This is a genomic window from Erwinia sp. JH02 (genome assembly GCF_013074405.1).
In the GTDB taxonomy this organism is placed as follows: Bacteria; Pseudomonadota; Gammaproteobacteria; order Enterobacterales; family Enterobacteriaceae; genus Erwinia; species Erwinia rhapontici.
Genome location: NZ_JABANZ010000005.1, coordinates 391,424 through 415,215 on the forward strand (window position 1 = coordinate 391,424; position 23,792 = coordinate 415,215).

Consider the following 23,792-nt stretch of genomic DNA (forward strand, 5'->3'; position numbering starts at 1 on the left):
GGCCTGCGCCATCCGCGTTGATATTCGTAGGGGGCGGGCATGCCCGACCCGCTCCCACCGCATTACAACCTGCTTAAGCAGTCCATCGCTACCGCTTTGAAACTGGCAAAGTCTTTGCTATCCCGAAGTCGTGTCATCGCCCGCTCGCGCATAAAAGTCACAAACAGGTCGTAAATGGCCATCGCCTCTTCATACTCTGTTTTGCTGATCGCCAGCAGGAAAATCACGTAGGCGGTTTCATCGCCCCAGGCAATGCCCTCGGGAGCAAGCACCGTGTAAACGCAGGTTTTCTTCGCCAGCAATCCAAGCGAGTGCGGCAACGCAATCCCCTCACCCAGCATGGTACTGACAATCGCTTCACGCTCCTCCACTGATGGGTAAAACGTCTCATCCACTCTCCCTTCTTCTTCCAGCCGATCGCATAACTGGCGGAACAGCTCAGAACGATCCATCGGGCGGTCAAGAATAAGAAAGTGGCTGGCATCAAAGAATCGCTCCAGCATATAAGGCCGGGTGCGATCGAGCAGCACCAGCTTGCCAATCTGTTCAAGCTGGTAGTCAGTAGGAAACGGTGACATCACCACAATCGGCTTATCTTTATCGCTGAGGCGTACCGTGGAGATCACAAAGTCTTCCTCCACGTTCTCTTTCAATTCATATTCACGCAGCGAGAGGGTGTTACTCACAACGATTTGTGGATATTTCCGCAGCAGCATGGCTTCGATCATACGCACGGTGGAGTTGCCGGTATCGCACACCAGCAGGATCTGCGGATGGCGCTGATAGCCCACGTTGTAGTGGCGTTCCAGCCCAACGCCAATATGCAGCACCAGGAAGCCGATCTCATTTTCACTGATGATATACGGTGAATATTTCCCCCAGCTGGAGACTGCCGCCAGCGTTACATCCCAGGCCATTGGATAGTGCTGTTTAATATTCGACAACAATGGGTTAGGGATCTGGATCTGGTAACGCACACGGGTGATCATCGTTTTTATATGCGTCAGAAGATCGGCATGGAGTTGCGGATCGTTTTGCAGGTTGAAGTTGTAATGAGTGTTGATGTAACTCAGGATGTAGTCCACCAGCGAGTCACCGTCATCCGGGCTGATCACGCTGGCCACACTGTCCTCAACCCGACGGGCAGCGATATTCACTCGCAAAAAGGCCTCTTCTGCCGGAGAGATCGCTTTACCCGTCATCGGTCTCATCAGATTCACGATATGGCGCGCCGCGTCACGCACGTCGCCATCAACATCTTCTGCAGAGAATTCAGTCAGCGGGTAGCCTTCGCCAATTCGACGCACCGCCACGGCACAGTAAAGGCGCAGATAAAACTCACCCTCATCGGTCAGACGAATCGTAAACCGGGAGAGACACTGTTGCAGCAGCGGTTGCAGTGTATCGAGCATACCGCTGTTCAACGCCTCCAGCCTTAACAGCGGGCTGTCGATGTCCTCCTGTGCAATCTGATACAGCAGGTCCGTCAGGCAGGTGCGCATCGCTACCTCCGTCCCGAATAGCTTCATGCCGTAGCGTGGTTTGGTTTCAATCGCCAGTTGATAGCGCGCCAGCCATTCTCTGACTTCGGCCATATCACTTTGCAGTGTGGTACGGCTGACAAACCACTCATCGGCCAGATCTTCCAGTTTCAGGGAAAACGCCGACGTCAGAAAGCGCGTGAGCAGGTAGTGCACACGTTCCGGTGAGGTGCGTGGAACGCGCAGATGGGAAGGTGACTGCTGCAGCAATGCGGTATAACGCGGCAGATCCTCAATTTTTAGCTGATAACCCGCACCGCGATTCAGCACCAGGCTGGCGCCATGCTCGGCCAGCAGTTCATTGAGAACATTGATATCGGTACGCACCGTGCGTGTCGAGACAGCGAAACGTCGCGCCAGCTCATCCTGCGGCAGCGTTTCGTTTTGCAGCAAATCAAACAACTGAGCCAGTCGTTGGTTAGGGAATCTCACGGGGGCACCACTTTTAAGCTGTTCAACAAAAGGAAAACTAACTTATTTTTCGAAGAAAAAATAGTACACCCCGGCACAGGCCGGGGTGTAAGGACGAGATTAATCCACTAACTTTTTGGTTAATGCCAGCAGTGTTGCCACATCTTCCGGACGGGTCAGCCCGGTGGGGCTATCAATAATGGAGCTGTAGATATGCGGAATAATTTTGCTGACACCGGCATCCAGCGCGACACGCAAAATCGTCTCATAGTTGTCCAGATCAATACCGCCCGTGGGTTCCAGCCAGAAATCCTGCTCTGCACAGGCTTCTGCCACCGCTTTAAACTCGTCGATAGCTTTCAGCCCGCCCATCGGGAAATACTTCACTGAGCTTCCGCCCATATCCTTCAGCATAGCAATCGCGGAGGCGACCGGAACAATCCCGTCTGCCCTCTGTGAACTCAGTGGTCCGGTAGAGATCTTCACCTTTCCCGGTTGGCCGGTTGGCGACACCAGGCCATTCACCACGGTCTGTGCCTGTCCCAGCAGCGCGCGGCTGGTACCGACGCCGGTAAAGACTTGATTAACATGCTGCGGCTGCACTTCAGCGGAGATGGCACTCACCATCAGCGACTGATTCGGGTCGCCCGCACCCAGACCGACGGACAGCGCGTTATCGATCAGCGCGGCATACTCACGCATGTCCGCCACGGCAGTCGCGACATCAAGATAGTTTTTCGACAGCACGCCTACCAGCACGTGGCCTTCGGCCGCCACCCAGATATCACGGGCGTTCTGTTTTGATCCGGCCAGTACATTCAGGCATACCCGATCACGGTAAAATTTTGGTGTCAGCGTCATGCGCGTTTCTCCCTGATTAACAGCGTCTGAATACAGACAAAAATGGTGTGCAGCTGATCCGCAGACACGCTGCGCACGTCTACTTCGACAATCCCTTCGTTAGCTTTGTAGCCACGGAAATAGATGGCGATATCGCCGGTTTTAAGTGCCTGGACCACTTCGCCCGTAGTACGCCCGATAGTCGCTTCGTCAAAATGAATCTCAGCACGGGCAATATCACGCCCGGCCGCATCCCACACCACGCGAGCCTGAATTCCGGACAGCTGATTCAGGTTGTCGATAAATGGCGTCATTTTTTCTACCATCTGCGCCCCTGTTACTTTCTCCAGACGCTGGAAATTTTCAATCGCCTGAGTCAGTCCAAGGATGCCCTCTTTGCCGACTTTCATCGCGCGACCAATGCCCTGCGACTGACGTTTTACCCATTCGACGTACTGCGTTTTTCCTGTTACCAGCCCGCTGGTAGGCCCTTCAATCGCTTTGGCGCCGCTGTAGATCACCAGGTCTGCCCCCAGTGCGTAATATGCCTGCAAGTCTTCTTCGGCAGCAGCATCCACGATCAGTGGAACGCCGTGTTTCCGGGCCACTACCGCCGCCTGTTCGACGCTGAGATGGCTTTTCTGCACGCTGTGGTGCGATTTGATGTAGAGAATGGCGGCTGTTTGCGGCGTGATGGCCGCCGAGAGCTGTTCAGGCGAACATTCGTTGGCGTAGCCTGCTTCCACAAGGCGGCCACCTCCCAGTGTGACCATCGTGCCCACGGGCGCGCCGAAGTTCACGTTATGGCCCTTTGGCAGCACGATGTCATGCGGCACGGTCAGCGGCGCGGCATGGAGGTTTTCCAACAGCCAGTCGTTATCTTTCACGATCACCGCCGCCACAGATTGCGCAATACCCGCTGACGCGCAGGAGACCACAACTGCCGCTTCACAACCCAACAGGCCGGCAATGTAAGCACCGGTTTTGTTGACCAGATCTTTCATTTCGAAGTAGTGATTCAGACCATAATTTACCGTCTCCACCACATCCGCGCTCGGGGTCGACACACCGAGAATGGTCATGCGGCCGGAGGCATTAATCACCTGCTTTAAGCCATATTTTTCATACACTGAAGTCATCACGTTTTTTCCCTTCGTTAGTCACGAATGCCTGCCCGCCCACCACAGCAGCCAGCGGCACCAGGTGTGTTTCGCCAGACAGCGTTTGTCCGTCAGAATCACTGAACAGGCAGGTTTCCTGTTTCACGTCAAAAATGGTCAGATCGGCATCCTGTCCCGGCACCAGCCGTCCTTTACCCTCAAGCCGCAGCCCATCGGCGGCATGGCAGGTGACGCAATCAATCACCTGTGGCAGTGTCATCCCGATGTTTAAGAATTTGGACATCACATGTGCCAGGGTATACACCGGACCATTGAGGCGGTTGCGGCAGTAGATATCCGAACTGATGGTGTGCGGTAAAATCCCCAGACCGATGGCGACCTGTGCCACCTCAAAACTGAAGCTGGCAGAGCCATGTCCAACATCCAGCCGAACACCGCGCTGCAACGCGCGGGTAATCGACGCGCGAAGCTGCCCTTCCGCCGTGAGAATACGATTCGGTTTGCCGTTGTAGCAGTGGGTAATCATGTCGCCGGAGGTCAGTAAATCGGCGATATCATCAAGATTCGGCGGGTTGTTACCGATATGAACCATGAGCGGCAGTTGGCCGTTCTCCTGCTGCATCGCTTTGGCACGTTCCAGCGGCTTGATACCATTTTGTTCCACCACACTGCTGCTGATACGGGCTTTCAAACCCAGGATAAAACCCGGCAGACGCTGTACCGCTGCGCGTACCGCAGGCCCGTCAATACGCGCCATATCCGCCAGTTCATTCTGCGTCAGAATGCCACTACGGGCGATGTTGAGCAGCGCATAAACACGGGTGCTGGCGCTGCGGGTGAGTTGATAGAAATCATCGATATCATCTGCGCCGGTACTGCCCGCATCCACCACCGTCGTGACGCCCGTGTCCACACCAATGCGATCGGCTTCATCATGGTAAATCGGCGATTTTGGGTAGCAGTGAACGTGCGAGTCAATCCAGCCCGCACTCAGCCAGTAACGCCCGGCAAGATCCCACTCATGTTTCGCCGGACCTGCGACCAGGCCAACGGCTGCAATTTTGCCGTCGTGAATGGCGACATCACTGAGGGTGCCATCGCTGAGACGGCCCCGCCGAATAATCAGATCAAACATGCAGACTCCTCAGCGTGGCGACATCCCGCCGCCACGCGGGTTAGTTACAGCGCGACCGGGAAGATCGCTCCCAGCGCCATCGCCCCCAGGATTGCGCCACCGGTAATCGGCTTGTTCCACAGGTAGAACAGCAACGATCCCACCAGCGCACCCAGCCCAATGGGAATCGATGCCGCCATCGCAGACAAGATAATTAACGGACCGAGGAAGCGGCCAGAGGTGTTGCCCGCGCCCATCATCACGTCAGCGCCGTAGGTCGAGTCGCTGTTGTTGATGGTAAATTTACGCGCGAGAATAATCAGGTATCCCACTGCCAGGCCCAGCGCCAGGCCGGTTACCAGCGAGGCGGCAAAGTTTGCTACCGGGAAGATAAACCCGGCCCCCAGCAGCAGCGCAGGCACGCCCAGGCCGATCCCGGTCTGGATCGCGCCACCAATATCGAGGATCCCCACCAGCGATCCTTCAATAATGCGTGCAAACAGGAAGCTGGCACCGAAGGCCGCTACCGCACCGTAAACGCCAGTTTCCATTCCCGCACGCAGCATGGAGACGAAGGCCACTTCGTTGAAAGCACCCAGCCCGTAGACGTAATACATATGCGTACCGGCGAACACACCAGAAGAGAGCAGCCCGACAAAGATCGGAAACGACCAGTCGGCATACCAGAAACCACTTTTTGTATTTTCCATTACCATCGTCCTCTTATTTACCGCTCAGGGAGTTGTGGATCATATCCAGCCAGCCAGGCACACCCAGATGGAAGGACTCCAGCAGCTTCATATCAAAGCCGCGGAAGAACCCGCTTAGCACGAACAGCAGGACGATGGCCATCATCATCACCTTGGTCACACGGTTCCAGCCCGCTTCTTCAACCCCTTTGCCAATCAGGATGCCCAGTACCAGGCCCGGTACCGCATTCCCCATGATTAGCTGCGCCAGTCCACCAAAAATGGTGGCCCAGAAACCGGACTTTTTACCGGCATCAATGGCCGCCAGCCAGAAGATCACGGGCATGACCGTATTGACCAGCAGGTTAGCCGCAGGTACCAGCACCTTCACTGCCGTCACCTGCAAGGCTGCCGGTACTGCTGACGCCGTTGAGTTCAGGAACGCCACCACGATCATGCCGATGATGCCGCAGGCGATCGCCATTTTCTTCGGGTTGTGCAGGGTTTCTGCCACGTTGCGGTTCTTGACCATCAGTGCCGCGGCCCCCCAGTTAGGGATAATGCGGTGGTCAACGTCCTGAGTAAAAGAACCCGCCGCCACAGACGATGCCCAGGCATTAAAGAAGAAGCCGAGGCCGAAAGAGAAGTGGGAGGCAGGATCGCCCTCACAGGAGTTCAGTTCGCCCAATGTACGAAAAGCGCCCATGCCCTGTGTGGTCGGGGCATGAAACATGCGTGCTGCGCCTGCGCCCACACCAACACCGACAAGTCCGCCGATAATCAATGACTTAAATAAGATAATGAGGAACATCGGTCTTTCCTTTTGTTATAACCCCTTCGCCTCAGGCGGTAGACGGACTACCGCATCTGAATGCGTGGAGGTGTATGCGCCCTGATGTTTTTTTAGTGGGAAACGATGAAATCCACGTTGTCTGTATCCACCACCACCACGTTGACGGTGATCTCCAGATCGACGCTGTAGAGCCGCCGTTCACGCGCCAGAAAGAAGAACAGAAACTTTTCCGTTTTGGTGCGAACACTGGCCTGCAGCACCTTCACATCCACCGGCTCAATACGCAGAAGAATTTTGCTGGTGGATTTCAGTACCGTGTTTTGTACCCGGCTAAGGGCATCGGCAAAGGCTTTTCCTTTGCTGTCGCCCTTACCGCTAACGCTCACCGTGGTGGTGAATTGCTCTTTCATCAGCCGTGCTTCTTCTGCCACGCCAGCACCAGACGCTCACCCAACTCTTCTTTATCCATAAAGCCGAAGCCGAGTACCGTGGCACCTTCGTTGATGGCGGTCACACCTTCATCAATGGAGCGCATTCCATGCTTAGCTTTGTAGCCATATTTATTCTGAGCAGTGATGGCACCCGCGCCGCCGCTGCCACAGAAGGAGATGCCGAAAGTGGCGTTTTCCGCCTTCATGACATCACCCAACTTCATGTCTGCCGCAACACCCGGTACTACAATCGCTTTGCCGCCGGCTTTTTCGATTCCGGCAGCGACTTTCTGGCCTTTACCTAAACGGTCGCCAATCACGACGATAATTTGAGACATGTTGTATTCCTTATTGGTTGCAACGGGCGGGGCATGCCCCGCCCCTACGGATTGTCGTAGGGGTCGGCATGTCCGACCCCAGGTTTATTCGTTTTCTTTGGCTACTTCGAAATGAACGGAGAGTAGCCAGGCCTCTTCTTTCGGCAGGTTACCGAACAAATCAACAACCTGCTGTGCCAGCGTCATTGACTCTGGCGAGATATCCTCAAACAGTTCTTCTTCCACTTCTGGCAGCGCTTCTCCGGTGAGAGAACGCAGTGCCATCGCACGCACATGGGAGGTGAGCATCTGCTGCTGAACAGGATTAGGTTGAATATTTCGGGCGGCAAAAAGTTCGGTAATTTGTGTCATCACCCGCGCAGCCAGCGACTGAATTTCATTATCCTGTTCTGTTACCGCGTTCACTGGCGCTATTCCATTACTCACGTTCGTCCCCTCTTAATTAACGATGGGAATAAATTACCTCTACGTTACCTTTCTGTGTAGAACGACTTTTTCCACATTGAAACGGAAATAAACAGATGACGCCGGATTGATGTCGCAAAAACGTTGAAACGTGCACGAACACCGTTAAATTGAGATGTGAATCACAAAAAAACAGCGTTACCTGCTTAATAAACGCAGGCAAAGGGATATATACGGGGGAAAACATATCAATAATCACAGAAATAGAAGTAAAACTTATGAAGAAATACCAGGCGGAGAATAAAAAAGATAACACCCGCGCCTCCCTGCCACATAAATTTTTATGTTCCCGGGATTTGCGGGTTTACCAGTTTTTCACAACTCAATTATCAGGTTATTAATAATCGAAAATATTATAGATCACTTTTCATGGTGAAAACTCTCGCGTTTATCTGCCTGACAAGGGAAGTCAGAGAAAGATTCTGAACAAGAAAAAATCGCGAGATATTCTCATTATCTACAGTGTTTTCACTCAGCTATTTTACGAAAAAAGGCGATGGGTTTATTCATCGCCTCTCAGGTTCAAGCTAAACGTTTTTGATCAGGGTTGTGTGATCAACGAAACTTCTTATGACCGGCATCTCGGGTAGCGGAGAATGTCTTCGCTTCTTCCTTTGCGCCTGCCAGATCACCGCCGTTTGCCAGTTTCAGACTGGTATCAATCTGGCCAATCAGTGTGTCCAGTTCTGCACGATAATCTTTCATTCCAGCACTGTCGGCCGCCTGGCCTTTTAACTTATCCGGCGTCTGAGTTTTCGCATTCTCAGCGGCAGCACGCATATCGGTTAATGCTCTGACCATTTCCGCCTTATCATCGGTCTTTTGTACCGTGCGATAAGCGCCTTTCAGGATATCCATATCGCCTTCCAGGTCCTGTGCCATCACCGAGGCACTTAACATCAGGGTCGTACTCAACATTGCAATCAATAACTTACGCATCTCAGATCCTATTTTTTATAAATGGGTATCATTCAGGCATTAAAAAAGGCGGCTGTTTTCACAGCCGCCTTTTCAGCATACGCGTAAATCTGTAAATTACTGCCCTGCGATCTTCATTTCTGGTAACAGAACGGATCCACACTGGATATTGCTACGCGTTTCAATGTCGCTACCGATGCTGACCATATTGCGCCACATGTCTTTCAGGTTACCGGCAATGGTAATTTCACTGACCGGATACTGGATCACGCCATTTTCCACCCAGAAACCCGATGCTCCGCGAGAGTAATCCCCCGTGATACCACTCACGCCCTGCCCCATCAGCTCGGTCACCAACAGCCCGGTGCCGAGCTGTTTTAGCATTGCGTCGAAGCTGTGGCCCTGTCCGGCGATGCGCCAGTTATGAATACCACCAGCATGTCCGGTGCTTTGCAGCCCCAGTTTGCGGGCGGAGTAGCTGGTCAGCAGCCAGTTCTGCAACACACCCTCTTTGATAATGTCGCGGCGCTGGGTACGGATACCTTCGCTATCAAACGGCGTAGAGGCCAGGCCTTTCAGCAGATGCGGATGTTCTTCAATGGTCAGCCACTCCGGCAGGATTTGCTCACCCAGGGAATCAAGCAGGAACGTCGATTTACGATAAACACTGCCACCGCTGATCGCGCCTACCAGATGACCGAATAAGCCTGTTGCGACTTCGGCAGCAAACATCACCGGCGCTTTCATTGTCGACAGCTTGCGTGGAGAAAGACGTGACAGGGTGCGACGGGCACACTCTTCGCCCACGGCTTCCGGTGACTTCAGGTCTTCAATGGCACGACCAATGGTGTAAGCGTAATCGCGCTCCATATCCCCGTTTTCTTCCGCGATCACACAGCTGGAAAGCGAATGGCGGCTGGAGCAATAGCCTTGCAGCATCCCGTGGCTGTTACCGAACACTTTAATCCCGACGTGGCTGTTAAAGCTGCCGCCTTCGGTGTTGGTAATACGCTTATCCGCTTTCAGTGAGGCCTGCTCGGCGCGAGCCGCCAGTTCGATAGCGCGATCGGCATCGATCTCAGCAGGGTGAAACAGATCGAGATCCGGCGCATCAAAGGCCAGTAGCTCACGGTCGGCCACACCCGCGTAAGGATCGGGAGAGGTGTAGCGGGCAATGTCCAGCGCGGCCTGCACGGTGCGCTTTATCGCGTCCGGGCTGAGGTCAGTTGAAGAGGCGCTGCCTTTACGATTCTGATGATAAACAGTGATGCCCAGGGCACCATCGCTGTTGAATTCAACATTTTCCACTTCGCCATAGCGCGTACTCACGCTGATGCCGGTGGTTTTGGTTACCGCGACTTCTGCTCCGTCGCTGCTGGCCTTTGCCAGTTCGAGTGCTGTCGCTATCGCCTGTTCCAGGGTTTTACGCTGTTCTGCAACTTGGGAGAGTAATTTCATCGACCTGCCATATAATTAATAGTGCGATTTTTCGGTGGCTTACCGCGCTGGTATAACCACACCAGGGTGATAAGGCTTCATTTGAGTCTAACAGACTCAGAGAACAATTTCGCAGTAGCCTCGTAACCTGATAGCATTAGCCTCTTTTTCAGGAGCCGTACCAATGACCAAGCAGCCCGACGACTGGCTCGATGATGTACCAGATAACGAAGAAGAAGAAGATGATGAGATTATCTGGGTCAGTAAAAGTGAGATTAAACGTGATGCCGAGGAGCTAAAACGCCTTGGCGCTGAACTGGTGGAACTGGGGAAAAACTCCCTGGACAAAATCCCACTGGATGAAGATCTGCGTGCCGCCATTGAACTGGCACAGAAGATTAAGAAAGAAGGCCGCCGCCGCCAGATGCAGCTGATCGGTAAAATGCTGCGTTCACGTGATGAAGAGCCGATCCGTACGGCACTGGATAAGCTGAAGAACCGCCACAACCAGCAGGTCGCACTGTTCCATAAACTGGAAGTGCTGCGTGACCGTCTGGTGGAGCAAGGTGATGATGCGGTGCCAGAGGTGCTGAACCTCTATCCTCATGCCGACCGCCAGCAGCTGCGTGCGATGATCCGTAACGCGCAGAAAGAGAAAGCGACCAACAAACCGCCGAAAGCTTATCGCCAGATCTTCCAGTATCTGCGTGAGCTGGCCGAAGCGTCGTAACGTATTGCTGTGAGTATCAGGTCGGGCGTGCCCGACCCCTACGCAAAGGCATAGGCATGCCCACCACAGGCGCGTAGGGCGAGGCATGCCTCGCCCAATGCATATTACGCCAATCGATCTAACAATTTCTGATGAATCCCACCAAAACCGCCATTACTCATGACCAGGATGGTATCGCCCGGCTGGGCCTTTTTGGCGATCATTTCTATCAGTGTATCGAGATCCGCACTCCACTGCGCCGGCTGAATGCAGGCCTCGGCCACTTCGGCAACCTGCCACGGAATGTGGTGCGGCTGATAAAGGAACACTTCATCAGCACGCCCCAGCGCCGGGGCTAAATCGTCCTTGCTGATGCCCATTTTCATGGTATTCGAACGGGGTTCCAGCACCGCCAGAATGCGCGCAGTGCCGCCGACTTTGCCGCGCAGCGCCGCCAGCGTAGCGAGGATAGCCGTTGGGTGATGGGCAAAGTCATCGTAGACCTTAATGCCGTTACTCTCTCCACGCAGCTCCAGACGACGGCGGGCATTGATAAAGTCATTCAGCGCACGCCCCGCATCTTCGGGCTTCACGCCAACATGACGTGCAGCGGCAATGGCCATCATGCCGTTATGCATGTTGTGCTCCCCCACCAGCGACCAGTTCACTTCTGCCACGCGCTCGCCGTCCAGCAGCACTTCCCAGTGTGAGGCATCCGTAGAGAGTTTCTTCGCCTGCCAGTGGCCGGTGTCGCCCACGGTTTCCTGTTCACTCCAGCAGCCCATCGCGATCACCTGTTTCAGGTTAGCATCATGCTCTGGCAGGATAATTTTTCCCTGGCCTGGCACGATGCGGACCAGATGATGAAACTGTTTCTGAATAGCACGCAGATCGTCAAAAATATCGGCATGATCGAACTCGAGGTTGTTCAGAATCAGGGTACGCGGGCAGTAATGAACAAACTTCGAGCGCTTATCGAAGAACGCGCAGTCGTACTCATCCGCCTCAATCACAAAGAATGGGCTTTTTCCTAAATTCGCGGAAACATCAAAATTTCCAGGCACCCCACCGATGACAAAACCGGGTTCATAGCCGCAGGCCTGTAAAATCCACGCTGCCATGCCCGCTGTGGTGGTTTTTCCGTGGGTTCCGGCGACCGCAATCACCCAGCGGTCGCGCAGGACGAAGTCATGCAGCCACTGTGGGCCAGAGAGATAAGGAATATTGCGCTCCAGCACCGCTTCCACACAGGGATTACCGCGGGTCATCGCGTTACCGATGATCACCAGGTCCGGTGCAGGATCGAGCTGAGAAGCATCATAACCCTGAATTAAATCAATACCCTGCTTCTCCAACAACGTGCTCATTGGCGGGTAAACGTTAGCATCAGAGCCGGTCACTTCATGGCCGAGCGCGCGGGCCAGCATCGCCAGTCCACCCATAAAGGTGCCGCAGATACCGAGGATATGAATACGCATAAAAGGTCCGTTTCGTAAAATGTTCGGCCTTAGTGTAACGCCCCCATCGTGCGGAAGAAACGGATTTGCCCTATGTTCTTTAGCGTTCAATCGGCTAAACTGCGTACGCATACGTTGGCAGTTTGTGAATCAAGCTGCTACTCAACCGCAGATTCAGGGATTGTGTTATGAAAACGTTAGGCGAATTTATCGTCGAGAAGCAACACGACTTTCCGCACGCAACAGGTGAACTGACCGCTTTGATCTCCGCGATCAAACTGGGCGCTAAGATTATCCACCGCGATATTAACAAAGCAGGCCTGGTCGATATTCTGGGTGCCAGCGGCGCTGAAAATATTCAGGGCGAAGAACAGATGAAGCTCGATCTGTTTGCCAATGAAAAACTCAAAGCCGCACTGAAGGCCCGTGGCATTGTTGCAGGTATCGCGTCAGAAGAAGAAGATGAGTTCGTGATCTTCGAAGGCGCGGAAAACGGCAAGTACGTGGTACTGATGGATCCTCTCGACGGCTCCTCAAATATTGATGTCAACGTTTCTGTCGGCACCATTTTCTCAATTTACCGCCGTCTCACCCCTCCGGGTACGCCGGTGACCGAAGAAGACTTCCTGCAGCCTGGCAGCCAGCAGGTTGCCGCGGGTTACGTCGTTTATGGCTCCTCTACCATGCTGGTTTATACCACCGGCTGTGGCGTACATGCCTTTACCTACGACCCGTCACTGGGCGTGTTCTGCCTGAGCGCGGAACGTATGACCTTCCCGGAAAAGGGCTACACCTATTCCATCAACGAAGGTAACTACATCCGCTTCCCGCAGGGTGTGAAGAAATACTTGAAATTCTGTCAGGAAGAGGATGTCGCGACCCAACGTCCTTATACCTCACGCTACATCGGCTCGCTGGTGGCAGATTTCCACCGTAACCTGCTGAAAGGCGGTATCTACCTCTACCCAAGCACCGCCAGCCACCCGAAAGGCAAGCTGCGCCTGCTGTATGAGTGCAATCCAATGGCGTTTCTGGCGGAACAGGCTGGCGGTAAAGCCTCTGACGGCAAAAACCGTATTCTGGACCTGGTGCCAGAAAGCCTGCATGAACGTTCGCCGTTCTTCGTCGGCAATGACCATATGGTCGATGATACCGAACGTTTCCTGCGCGAGTTCCCGGATAACTAATCGGTAAAATTTAACGATTTCGACTGACCAAAGCGTAGGGGCGGACCTTTTTTTTCGGGTCCGCCCTTTCTTTTGGGGAAACGACCAGAAAAGCGGCCGCCCCCAACGATTTATGCCGCCTGAGTGACCTTAAATACCGCCATGGTTTGCACCAGCTGCTGGGACTGCTCTTCCAGCGACTGCGTTGCGGCGGCCGCTTCTTCCACCAGCGCGGCATTCTGCTGCGCGACTTCATCCATCTGCGTCACCGCCTGGTTCACCTGTTCAATACCGCGACTCTGTTCCTGCGAAGCGCTGGAGATCTCTTTCATCAACGTGGTGACTCGCATCACTTCCGTCGAGATTTCATCCATGGTTTCACCCGCTTTGGTCGCCATATCAGAACCTTCGTTGACGCGAATCTGCGACTCACTAATCAGCGTACGGATTTCCTTCGCCGCCGTTGCACTGCGCTGGGCCAGGTTACGTACCTCGGTGGCGACAACGGCAAAACCGCGTCCCTGCTCACCCGCGCGTGCCGCTTCAACAGAAGCGTTCAGCGCCAGGATATTCGTCTGGAAGGCGATGCCATCAATCACACCGAGAATGTCGCCAATACGCTGCGAGCTGTTAGAGATTTCCCCCATTTTCTCCATCACGTAACACACTACTTCTGCCCCGCGATCGGCGGTATCAGAAACAGCACGCGCCAGCAGATGTGCCTGTTGGGCGTTATCTGCATTCTGCTTCACCGTGGCGGTTAACTGCTCCATGCTCGCCGCCGTCTGTTCCAGCGATGCCGCAGACTCTTCAGTTCGCTGGGAGAGATTGAGGTTGCCCGAGGCGAGTTCGCGGCTGCCGATATCGATTTGCAGACTGGCATCGCGCACCAGACCAACCGAATGCTGTAGCGACTGCTGCATCGTTCCCAGTGCGGCATTTAATCGGCCCAACTCGTTGTCACCGCTTTCCGGCACGGGCTGCGTCAGATCGCCACCCGCCACATGCTCAAGATGCCTGATAGCCTGATCCAGCGGCTTCAGGAGCAGTATGCGCAAAATCATCCATGCCAGCGCCACCAGCAGCAGTGTCAGCGCGCCGCTCACCAGAATCAGAACGGTCATCATGGTTTGGTTACGCGCGGCCTGCGCCATCTGTGTTGCGCTGACGTCGTCGGCATAAGCACCAAAAGCCGATACTGCGCCAGAGAATTTGCCTGCAAGGTCGGAGAGGTTTCCTTCCAGAACGCTGTAGTAATCATCCACGCTCTGTTTTTGCAGCGCCGCCATCATTGGCGTGATGCCATTAACCAGGTAATCTTCATGGGTTGCCACTACGGCTTCCGCCAGAATTCTGCCGTGTTCAGTGACGGTTCCGGCATCAATGAATCGTTTCAGCTCCTGCTGCGATAAAACCACGTAACTGGCGGAACGTGTGGCTATTTTTTCCGCTTCGTCCGGCAGGCCGATTTCCATTTTACGTATGGCCAGCGCTGCGGTGGCGCGGGTGCGCAATAGGTTGCCGTTACTCATATACAGTGCGTTCAACTCAATGCCCTGAATGCGGTTGATCACATCCAGTGAGCGATTGCCCTTTTGAATCGCGATAATGCCCATGACACTCACCACTAAAAGCAGCAGCGTCATCATGGCAAGCAGCGCCAATAAACCCGTACGTATTGAGATTCTCTTAAGCATGATCATTTCCCGATAGTGTTAAGCCTGGTCATTCCTGGTCCCTAAATCGACCATGTTATCGGCAATAACATTACCCAGCTTTAACCATAATAAAGATTAAATTGATCCAGCACAGGGAACCCGTAAGCGTGAATTAAGGGCGCTTCAACGCTTTTATTGTGGACAAACGTCAGAAGGGAAATGACCCTGAAGGAAAATACAGACGATGATGGATTAGATCCATGTAAAACCAGAGAAATGATTTAACAATGATGAATAAACCAAATTAATCCCCTGACAGCCCTCATCTTGTTCAGTGGCGAAAAGAGACTCCAGGCAAGTGTCATGTCATCGCACTAAGAAAATCACAGATTGTAGAATTTTTAGCAAAACAGACATTTGCTATGCTGCACGGGAAATAACCACAAACACACCAAGGGATTTGTATGTTTGATAATGATACTAAGGGCGGCAGTCTGCGCCTGATGACATTGGGCGAGATTAATATGGCGAAGGAAATTTTTCGCGACACGATCATCTACCCGAAAGTGTGGATCCATAAAGGCAGTTACTTGCCTTTTGGTCTGCAACTCAAGCGGGTCTCTATGTCACCCAATGGAGAAATGTACTTTCGAGATGAATACAGCCCTGATTTTTCTAAAGCCGATATAAGAAGGCAGCATACTTTTATCCATGAACTGTCACACGTATGGCAGTACCAGCACGGCATGAAGGTCAAATTACGGGGCCTGGTCAGTTGGATGGCAAAGTATGAATATGCTTTAGACAGCTGGCCACTTAGCACTTACGGTATGGAGCAGCAGGCACAGATTATTGGAGATTATTATCTACTTACGCAGTTCAATGGCCGTGCTTACTGGAAAACAAACAGGGGTTGTACTAACAGTGATGATTTATCCGATGATGAGTTACTAAAACAGTATAAATATACGCTGCGAGCCTTTCCGTGGAGCCTGTGATGACAATAAAAAAAGTGCTGTTTCCCGCCCTGATTGCCTCGCTTCTTACCGGCTGCGGGTGGATGGGCCATTACAGCCCCCCCAATGAGCTCGGACAGGTGTCCCTGACAAATGCCGGAGTGTGTTTCCAGATTAAAAATGCCAGCGACTATTATGCTCATTATCTGGTTATCAGAGAGAGTCGTGCACCGGAGATGTCTGGCTTCAACAGAGAATTCCCCGCTTTAAAAATTGCTAATGATCAGCTCTGCATTCCTGAAACGTATTACAAGTTCCCGAACTCAGGCGCCAGGCGGGTTGATATCGCTTTACGCTCACCCACTAAGAAGATGAGACGCCGTTATATTGTCTCTGAATTCAACATGGTCAACGGTGAGCCACACCCCTTTGCACCGAGTGAATATTCCATACCCCAGCCCGACGTGGAGGATTAGCCATCATCGTGAGCCGGGCATCGCATAGCGCAGCATTTCACTGTCATTGATGCCCCGGCACGGAGCAATCTGAAAGGCGGAAAAAGGAAGGTACTTTGAAGATGACCTGGCTATAATACCCGGCACTCAACCTAAGATGATTGAAGGAATTCATAATGAGCTTGAACCTGGTACCAGCGGGTAAAGACCTGCCAGATGATATCTATGTCGTAATCGAGATCCCGGCAAATGCCTCTCCAATCAAATACGAAGTCGACAAAGAGACTGGCGCACTGTTCGTTGACCGTTTCATGGCGACAGCGATGTTCTATCCGTGCAACTACGGTTACATCAACCACACCCTGTCTCTGGATGGTGACCCGGTTGACGTCCTGGTGCCAACACCCTACCCGTTACAGCCTGGCTCTGTGATCCGCTGCCGTCCGGTTGGCGTGCTGAAAATGACCGACGAATCTGGCGAAGATGCCAAAGTTGTTGCGGTTCCACACAGCAAACTGAGCAAAGAGTACGAGCACATCCAGGATGTGAACGACCTGCCAGAACTGCTGCGCGGCCAGATCACCCACTTCTTCGAGCAGTATAAAGCGCTGGAAAAAGGCAAATGGGTTAAGGTTGACGGCTGGGAAGGCGTAGAAGCCGCTAAAGCGGAAATCGTTTCCTCCTTCGAGCGCGCTGCGAAGAAATAATCTTCCGGCACAGCTCGCGCCAGTGAAGATTCTCTTCCACTGACGCCGAAAAAACACCGCCACGGCGGTGTTTTTTTATCCCGCTTCTCCGCTATTCGATAATCGATACCGTAATGTCGTTCCCCGGCCGATAATCATCCTGGAGAGCAAAGAGCTGGTCCGTGAACACAGGATGCAACGTCACAATAAAGTTTAAATGGCGCCCCGCGTCGACAATCTCGATCTCACTTCCTGGCAGCAGCGTGCCTGTTTGTCGGCTAACGTCACTCTTTTGCCCTGCGAGTGAAGAGAGATCGCGGTAAGCCGTCGCACGATCGTCCAGCATCAGCGCAGAAATATCTGCCTCAAGTTCACCGTCGCGACCAAAGGCGAACTGCCGCTGACTGCCGCTAATGTCAGTGAAAGCCAGTCGAATTTTCCGGGGTTCATCGCACTCCACCCTGAATACGGCTGCACGCGATGTCAGGTGATGTTTCCCATCAGGGCCTCGTGTGACCTGGGTATTTATCCGGCCATAATCCAGCATCCCCGTGCCCGTGCTGATGCGACATTCAGCCTGAACCCACCCTGAACATAGCAGTAGACTGACCGCCATCAGACGCATCCCTTGACGGCGGTGCGGGCGCGAACGTTTCCTACAGTCCATTTTCCGTTCCTTCATGTGTTTCCCGTTGAAAGCTGGCGATGCAGCAGAGAAATTAACCTTGATGCTCCAGCGGTTGTATAAACAAACCCGCGACATAGCCATATTTTGACAGGCTCTGGATTTGGATCTGCTTGCTGTTTTTCAGAGCAGCAGCATCCTGGCCCTTAACGGTCAGCGTTTCGCCGGGAAGAATATAGCTTTTACTCAGCATGATATTGTTCATCGAGGGCAACAGCACGACGGTCTGCGACAGCCGCACCACATAACGACTGGGGTTAGCGATGGTTAACACACCACTCGTTTCCGAAAATTTCAATGCTTCCCAGGGATCTGACTTCATTGGCAGACCGGCAGGATGAATAATGATCGGGAGGTCCTGCCTGAGGCTCAAGCCCACCGTATTCTTGCCGCTCAGTGCTTGTAGTGGGATCCCTTCCAGAATCACCCGCTTCATATGCTCGGTCTTGAGCGGCCCCCGGCTGTGCAGTAAGAAGCGTAGCCGCTGGGTCTGCCCCGCTGCCAGCCTGGTCACCGGCTGGGTCACCAGCAGCTGAGGCTGGGGATCGTCCGGCAGGCTGTAGACCTTCACATACAGCAGTGCCTCGTAGTCTGCGGTATTGGTAACGTTCAGGCTTCCGCCTTCTGCCTCTTCATTAATCATGATCATAGAGGTTTCAGGCTTCATCACCGCCCCCGCCGGATGTGCGATGGACAGCGCCAGCAGGCTACACAGTATGTATTGACCCACAGACCAGGATTTGCAACTACGGATGATGAAAGCCATCAGAGATATACAATATCGAAGGTTGCACTGCCGGCAATCGTCACTTCATCCGATGTTCCAAGGGTATCAAGGGCGACGACCCAGGGGGTGACATTGATATCAAAGACCACATTTTTTGCCGGGATCGGCACCCGCAACATATCGGAGGTGAAAGACACAAGCTCCTCTCCCTGATACTTCCACAGCACGCTTCCCTTCGCCTCTGCCCAGCTTTTTCCTTCATCGGCCGAGAGGGTGAGTTTCTGCATAGGATGCCCGTCCACCATGGACCTGTCCGCCGGGGTATGGATGCGGTATGCACCGATATTTTTTCCCGCTTCGGTAGCTCCGAGGCTGAAACTGGTCTCAGCCGCTTTTCCGTCAATCTTCGCTTCCCCGGCTTTTTCAGCGATATCTCTGGCCCTCACGGCAAACAGCGTGGGCGTTTCGCAGCTGATATTCAGCTTAATATTCTTCGTCGCCAGTGGGGTGGATTTGGAGGATGAGAGGCTGGCAGCGCTAATCTGCTGCCAGTCGAGTATGCCCCCGCCATCAAAATGAATATCACAGGAGGCGGGCTGAATAGTACCTCGTATCTGCAACGTGGCCTGGGTGCTGGCGGGAACCGCAGTACTGAGCACCATCCCCGTTAGCAGGGTGATACCGGAAAGCATTCTTTTCAGTTCCATTGCACAATTCCTTTTTAAGACACAGGTCACAAGCTAAATGCAGACACCGCTCATTTTCTGATAGGGACCGCCATCCTCTGGCTGATCGTCCAGCTGATAGGTGAAGCTGCAGCGCTTATTGCGCCCTGCCACATCAATCAGCAGTGTGGCTTTCTCGGGTGAGTTATTCAGGTAGATCAGCCCATTGTCGATGGCTATGGTCAACATCTCACCCTGGTGGTCCATCACCTTACTGCCACGCGGCAACGGGGTACCATCGCTCAGGGTAAGATCCAGCAGTACACGCCGACTGGTCAACACTGTGTAGTTAATGCGCTTCACGCTTCCCCGCGCAAGTGTGACGGTGTGGTGCCCGTTATTAACATCCGATTTTTTCGGCAATGTTTCCGTATTCAGATCAAGGTTTCCGGGCCGCCACGCCGGAAGCTGAGGCACCAGCGCCAGACCCCGCCAGTCCGTCCAGGTGGTGCCCCCGGGCGTGCTGATCGCCACGTTTGCCAGCCTTTCATTCATAGCGATCATGCCAAAGGTCTGTCCGACAGGGAGGGGGGAGAACAGGATATTTTTACCCACCATGGCGATGCCACCGCTACCGCTTACGGAGTAGTTGCTGGAATGATTGCCGCTGTGCCCTGCCGATGCAGAAAGATTGGTGTAATGCAGGTTGGCACTGAGCCCCCCTTGCACTGACTGGTTATGCTGTTTCAAATCCCGCTCTGTTGACAGGTTGTAACCCACGTCACGGTTAACAGGACCGCTGATCTCGCTGCCTAACTGGCTACGCTTTCTTGAGCTACGGTAATAGCTGTTGACGTATTGCTTGCCTAAAGGAAGGCTGGCGTTAACCGACAACTGTTTATTGCTTTGATATATGCCCGTGCTGTGGGAAAAACTCACCGTCAGTAGCATCTTTTTAATGTTGGTGCCCCAGCTCATCATATTGTAACGCGTCGTCGACATGGCTTTGCCAAAGCTGGTGCTTTCCGCGTGACTAACGGAAAAAGTGCCGAACCTCGGCGTCGCCCAGCTGGCTGAAAGCGTGTACTGCGTATTATCTTTATCGTAATAATCCTGGGTCGGCATACTGGCCTGATTGAGTGAGGCGTACGAGGGCGTGCTTTTACTGACGCTACCACCGATCGAAAAGGCTTCAGTAATCAGGTAATCTGCCGACAGCGACAGCCGCGCACTCCGTGCTCCGTGATAGCGGTCATTGGCCGCCGTCATTTGCGCAGCAAGCTGCAACCCCTGTGCCACCTGTTGCCCCACCGACAACGCGACGGATTGATATTTGTCCGACATCAGCAGGCCAGTCTGTGCCAGTAAGCGCCCCAGCGGTCGCCAGTTCTGATTCATAGTGAGTAAGCGTGGCGCCCCCGACCCGCCCCCGCCAATAGAGCGAAGCGTGCCCGTGGCGAGAGAAAAGCCCTGCATACCACGAGGGTTTACCCCCCTCATTCGGTTAGCAGGGACGGTAAACTGCTGTCGCTGACCGTTGGTTTCCAGCACGGTAATGTCCAGGTCGCTATTAAGGTTTTTTAGCGGAATACGATCTAAGCGAAATGGCCCGGCAGGCACCAGTGTGTTGTAGATCAGCATACCGTACTGGCGCACTTCTACCCGCGCCTGAGGTGTGTTAGCAATACCTTCAACAACTCCCTGAGTTTCACCCTCCTGCTGGAATCCCTCATCCGGGATGATCTGGATGCCATTAATATCACCCAGCTCGAACAGCGTATTACTGACACCAATTTGCCCGATCTGGAAGCGCTTCTGCCAGCGTTCAAAGGTCCGTTCTGCATACAGTGAGTTCATATCAGAACTGAGCTTTCCATCCTGCTGACTAAACTGCTGCCAGCTGCGTACCATCCAGTTAGAGATATTGAAACCATCTTCCAGCGTCAGAAAGCTATAGCGATTCAGTGTGCCGGCATTCCGGTTCACCGAGCTGAAATAGTTATAGTTCAGCAGTGCTCCCATTCCCCCGGACTCACCCGTAATCTCTTTGTACTGCGGCTGCAACACAGCTTCCGGCACCACAATGCTGGCGGAAAGATTTTGGGTATCAAAACGAATGTTGATAGCAGGATCCTGCTGTACCCAGTCAAAACAGTCCGTATCAGGCAAAGGGTCACTGTTGGGCAGCTTTAACCCCAGCTGATTAAGCAACTCAGGGGTAAAGCACAATCCCCCCTTCGGGTTAAACACGACATCGAAGGCGCCACGAAACTCACCGTTAACGCTGATATCCACCAGCGCGGGCCCGGCGGGAAATCGTGATGAGTTGTCGAGAAGGGTCAGTAAAGCCGGGTCAATGCCCCTGGCTTTGAGGATCCTTTCAGTAACAGATTCATGGAGAACCGGAACGGCGGGAGAGTCGGAGGAGCGCTGAACTTTTTGCTGCTGCTGAGGATGTTCATTTTTTTCCTGCGCGCAAAGGTAAGTCGGTGTCAGGGCACCCGCCGTGAGCAGCGCGCAGTGGCATAATTTGTTTGAGGTAAAGCGGTAAGAACACGACACAGGTTAATCCCCGTGGCTGATGGGAAGCTCGACATTGCCAACCTCATACCCATACTGTGAAACGGTATCAATGCGGACGTTGGTGGCTTTTGCCAGCGCTTGTTTATCAGAAAACGCCACGGAGAGGGTTTCCCCCGGTAGGATGTAGCTCTTGTCCAGCGCCACTTTTGTATTGACAGGCATCAGGAGGAAGCTGGGCGCTAATCTGACCACCCAGGCACCTGGATTATGTATCGTTAGCTTTTCCTGTTTGACCCGCCACTGTAAATTTTTCCAGGGCGCGTTATTTTTCGCCAACCCGTCAGGATGAATAATCACGGGCAGATTCTGCCGTACGCTGATGTTGACACTATTACTCTCCCCGGTGGTGAGAGGAATACCTTCAAATGTCACACGCTTTATATGTTCGGTGGTGAGCGGACGATCGCTGGTTAAGACAAAACGGACTCGCTGAGTCTGGCCTGCCGCCACGCGCATTACAGGTTGCGTCACAATCAACTGGGGAAATTTATCATCAGGCAGATCAATGACCTTAACGTACAACAATGCGTCCTTATCATCGGTATTGGTGACGTTAATACTGCCGCCACCCGCCCCCTCCTGAATTAACACCAATGACGTTTTAGGCTGCATCACCGCGCAGGAAGGAAAGATAACTACTAATGAAAATATTGACAGGCATAGCCGAAAAAGTTTGATCAACATAGCATTCATCCATGAATTCTATAAAAAGCCACCGGCATGACTGACTCTGGCTTGTAACAGTGAACAGTCCTGCCGGTGGCAACTTCAGTTAAATATAAACAACTTCAAACGTGGCGCTGCCTTTCAGGTCAACGTCATTTCCCCACGCAGGTTCAGAGACCGGGGCAATCCATGGACGAATTTCTAATGAGAATGATTTATTCATTGCGCTATCACGAAGATATTTAGTCTTGCTATCACTGGTGCTAATATCCAGCGCAGCATCATTACCGAGAGCGGAAGAAGGGAAGTATGCGTAATCTGCATTGGCAGGCTTTTCATTCCACTTGCCATTTTTGAAGGTGACTAATGCCGTTGCTTTGGTTTGATCAGAGGTACTGCCCGCGGTCAATGCTTTAATGCTATAGCCACCGACAGGAGCATTTTTCTCAGCGGTCGACGTAAAGTCAAAATAGCTGTCGCTCAGTGATGGATCGGGACCTAAAGGTGCAACACCCTTCGTTGCATTATCAATGGCTTTGACGGCGAACATCATTTTTGCCGGGCAATTTACATTCAGCGTCAGCTGCTTCGCCGGTAACTCAGTGAACAGCTCATGGTGCAGCGAGGCCGGGTCAATATTATCCCAGTCCAGTGAAGCGGAAGGAAGTACGACATTACAAGCACCAGGCACGATGGTCGCTTTAACGTCAAGCGTTGCACTTCCGCCCGCCAGCGCCTGCCCTGAAGCAATGGCACCAACAATCAATACAGCAAGAGTGGTCATCTTTTTCATATTAGATAATCCTTTATATACTATGGGTTTCGGTCATTACTCAGCCCGATATGGGCAGACATAACCTTCTTTACAAACAATGGCAAAAACTCTCTTTTCGCCACGCTCATTCGTTGGATGTTCCTTTTCCGATAAATGACAATGGAAAGACATTAAAAATGGCACATTAAATCATTACCATCACTTAAATACGTCAATTAGTTCTCATAATAACGCAATATGATAACGATTAAAGGAAGAAATAAAACAACAATCAGGGGGTGGATAATAAACAAAAAATCAGAAATGACAATAATATAACTACGAAAAACGACCAAACAAAATATTACTCCATATGAGCACCTAAATTCAGGAATTAAAACCACAAAGACACCTAATCCCTGTAAAAGAGAATAATTTCAATGAGGATTAAATAAGATATTACTTAGAAAATACACGCTTATTATCTCTAATAAGTGAACGCATAATAGAATAATGTAAGCATGACA

Annotated in this window: 24 protein-coding genes; 5 read left to right on the forward strand and 19 right to left on the reverse strand. The window is 52.7% G+C overall.

Annotation, left to right across the window (positions count from 1 at the left end):
* Nucleotides 1-62 precede the first annotated feature (62 nt).
* From HHI26_RS14430 to pmbA, 11 genes are all read right to left on the reverse strand, one after another.
* Nucleotides 63-1,973, reverse strand: coding sequence for a BglG family transcription antiterminator (locus HHI26_RS14430; RefSeq protein ID WP_171149277.1), 1,911 nt, complete (start codon nt 1,971-1,973; stop codon nt 63-65).
* Nucleotides 1,974-2,072: 99 nt separating this feature from the next.
* Nucleotides 2,073-2,813: a KDGP aldolase family protein gene (locus HHI26_RS14435; protein WP_133842514.1), complete on the reverse strand. Its 741-nt coding sequence runs from the start codon at nt 2,811-2,813 to the stop codon at nt 2,073-2,075.
* Nucleotides 2,810-3,931: a DgaE family pyridoxal phosphate-dependent ammonia lyase gene (locus HHI26_RS14440; RefSeq protein ID WP_171149278.1), complete on the reverse strand. Its 1,122-nt coding sequence runs from the start codon at nt 3,929-3,931 to the stop codon at nt 2,810-2,812. The genes HHI26_RS14435 and HHI26_RS14440 overlap by 4 nt, the downstream gene beginning before the upstream one ends.
* Complete coding sequence (locus HHI26_RS14445) at nt 3,915-5,048, reverse strand: amidohydrolase/deacetylase family metallohydrolase (protein WP_171149279.1); 1,134 nt, start codon at nt 5,046-5,048, stop codon at nt 3,915-3,917. Before HHI26_RS14445 ends, HHI26_RS14440 begins: the two co-directional genes overlap by 17 nt.
* A gap of 44 nt (nt 5,049-5,092) precedes the next feature.
* Nucleotides 5,093-5,743: a DUF4310 family protein gene (locus HHI26_RS14450; RefSeq protein ID WP_133842516.1), complete on the reverse strand. Its 651-nt coding sequence runs from the start codon at nt 5,741-5,743 to the stop codon at nt 5,093-5,095.
* 7 nt (nt 5,744-5,750) lie between these two features.
* Nucleotides 5,751-6,527, reverse strand: coding sequence for a DUF4311 domain-containing protein (locus tag HHI26_RS14455; protein WP_171149280.1), 777 nt, complete (start codon nt 6,525-6,527; stop codon nt 5,751-5,753).
* 92 nt (nt 6,528-6,619) lie between these two features.
* Nucleotides 6,620-6,919, reverse strand: a complete 300-nt coding sequence (locus HHI26_RS14460; protein WP_133842518.1) for a DUF4312 family protein — start codon at nt 6,917-6,919, stop codon at nt 6,620-6,622.
* Nucleotides 6,919-7,278, reverse strand: coding sequence for an SFCGS family glycine-rich protein (locus HHI26_RS14465; protein WP_133842519.1), 360 nt, complete (start codon nt 7,276-7,278; stop codon nt 6,919-6,921). Before HHI26_RS14465 ends, HHI26_RS14460 begins: the two co-directional genes overlap by 1 nt.
* Nucleotides 7,279-7,362: 84 nt before the next feature.
* A complete protein-coding gene (locus HHI26_RS14470) occupies nt 7,363-7,704 on the reverse strand; it encodes a glycine dehydrogenase (RefSeq protein ID WP_133842520.1) in 342 nt (113 codons plus the stop codon).
* Nucleotides 7,705-8,298: 594 nt separating this feature from the next.
* Nucleotides 8,299-8,682, reverse strand: coding sequence for a cytochrome b562 (gene cybC, locus HHI26_RS14475; RefSeq protein ID WP_133842521.1), 384 nt, complete (start codon nt 8,680-8,682; stop codon nt 8,299-8,301).
* 96 nt (nt 8,683-8,778) lie between these two features.
* A complete protein-coding gene (gene pmbA / locus HHI26_RS14480; protein ID WP_159336811.1) occupies nt 8,779-10,119 on the reverse strand; it encodes a metalloprotease PmbA in 1,341 nt (446 codons plus the stop codon).
* 163 nt (nt 10,120-10,282) lie between these two features.
* On the opposite strand from pmbA, the gene yjgA reads away from it, so the two are divergent.
* On the forward strand, nt 10,283-10,828 hold the full coding sequence (gene yjgA / locus HHI26_RS14485) for a ribosome biogenesis factor YjgA (RefSeq protein WP_133842523.1): 546 nt from the start codon (nt 10,283-10,285) through the stop codon (nt 10,826-10,828).
* Nucleotides 10,829-10,932: 104 nt separating this feature from the next.
* Here the strand turns inward: yjgA and mpl are convergent, their stop codons facing one another.
* Nucleotides 10,933-12,285, reverse strand: coding sequence for a UDP-N-acetylmuramate:L-alanyl-gamma-D-glutamyl-meso-diaminopimelate ligase (mpl, locus tag HHI26_RS14490; RefSeq protein WP_159336810.1), 1,353 nt, complete (start codon nt 12,283-12,285; stop codon nt 10,933-10,935).
* A 167-nt stretch (nt 12,286-12,452) separates the two neighbouring features.
* On the opposite strand from mpl, the gene fbp reads away from it, so the two are divergent.
* Entirely contained in the window at nt 12,453-13,451 is a 999-nt protein-coding gene (fbp, locus tag HHI26_RS14495; RefSeq protein WP_133842525.1) for a class 1 fructose-bisphosphatase, read from the forward strand.
* Between the two features lie 110 nt (nt 13,452-13,561).
* Here fbp and HHI26_RS14500 read toward each other — a convergent pair whose 3' ends face one another.
* Nucleotides 13,562-15,127 (reverse strand): methyl-accepting chemotaxis protein, encoded by a 1,566-nt coding sequence (locus tag HHI26_RS14500; protein ID WP_133842526.1) that lies wholly within the window; start codon nt 15,125-15,127, stop codon nt 13,562-13,564.
* 425 nt (nt 15,128-15,552) lie between these two features.
* On the opposite strand from HHI26_RS14500, the gene HHI26_RS14505 reads away from it, so the two are divergent.
* From HHI26_RS14505 to ppa, 3 genes are all read left to right on the forward strand, one after another.
* A complete protein-coding gene (locus HHI26_RS14505) occupies nt 15,553-16,086 on the forward strand; it encodes a type IV secretion protein Rhs (protein WP_133842527.1) in 534 nt (177 codons plus the stop codon).
* Complete coding sequence (locus HHI26_RS14510; RefSeq protein WP_133842528.1) at nt 16,086-16,520, forward strand: putative T6SS immunity periplasmic lipoprotein; 435 nt, start codon at nt 16,086-16,088, stop codon at nt 16,518-16,520. The genes HHI26_RS14505 and HHI26_RS14510 overlap by 1 nt, the downstream gene beginning before the upstream one ends.
* Before the next feature lie 155 nt (nt 16,521-16,675).
* Nucleotides 16,676-17,206, forward strand: coding sequence for an inorganic diphosphatase (gene ppa, locus HHI26_RS14515; RefSeq protein ID WP_133842529.1), 531 nt, complete (start codon nt 16,676-16,678; stop codon nt 17,204-17,206).
* 91 nt (nt 17,207-17,297) lie between these two features.
* On the opposite strand, the gene HHI26_RS14520 is transcribed toward ppa, so the two are convergent.
* The 6 genes from HHI26_RS14520 to HHI26_RS14545 form a co-directional block, all read right to left on the reverse strand.
* Nucleotides 17,298-17,852 carry a hypothetical protein gene (locus HHI26_RS14520; protein ID WP_133842530.1) on the reverse strand — a complete coding sequence of 185 codons (555 nt, stop codon included), beginning with the start codon at nt 17,850-17,852 and terminating at the stop codon, nt 17,298-17,300.
* 52 nt (nt 17,853-17,904) lie between these two features.
* Nucleotides 17,905-18,636 carry a fimbria/pilus chaperone family protein gene (locus tag HHI26_RS14525; RefSeq protein ID WP_133842531.1) on the reverse strand — a complete coding sequence of 244 codons (732 nt, stop codon included), beginning with the start codon at nt 18,634-18,636 and terminating at the stop codon, nt 17,905-17,907.
* Nucleotides 18,636-19,304, reverse strand: coding sequence for a DUF1120 domain-containing protein (locus HHI26_RS14530; RefSeq protein WP_133842532.1), 669 nt, complete (start codon nt 19,302-19,304; stop codon nt 18,636-18,638). Before HHI26_RS14530 ends, HHI26_RS14525 begins: the two co-directional genes overlap by 1 nt.
* A gap of 33 nt (nt 19,305-19,337) precedes the next feature.
* Nucleotides 19,338-21,824 carry a fimbria/pilus outer membrane usher protein gene (locus HHI26_RS14535; protein ID WP_159336808.1) on the reverse strand — a complete coding sequence of 829 codons (2,487 nt, stop codon included), beginning with the start codon at nt 21,822-21,824 and terminating at the stop codon, nt 19,338-19,340.
* Between the two features lie 3 nt (nt 21,825-21,827).
* Nucleotides 21,828-22,538, reverse strand: a complete 711-nt coding sequence (locus HHI26_RS14540; RefSeq protein ID WP_133842534.1) for a fimbria/pilus chaperone family protein — start codon at nt 22,536-22,538, stop codon at nt 21,828-21,830.
* 79 nt (nt 22,539-22,617) lie between these two features.
* Nucleotides 22,618-23,304, reverse strand: a complete 687-nt coding sequence (locus HHI26_RS14545; protein ID WP_133842535.1) for a DUF1120 domain-containing protein — start codon at nt 23,302-23,304, stop codon at nt 22,618-22,620.
* Nucleotides 23,305-23,792 lie beyond the last annotated feature (488 nt).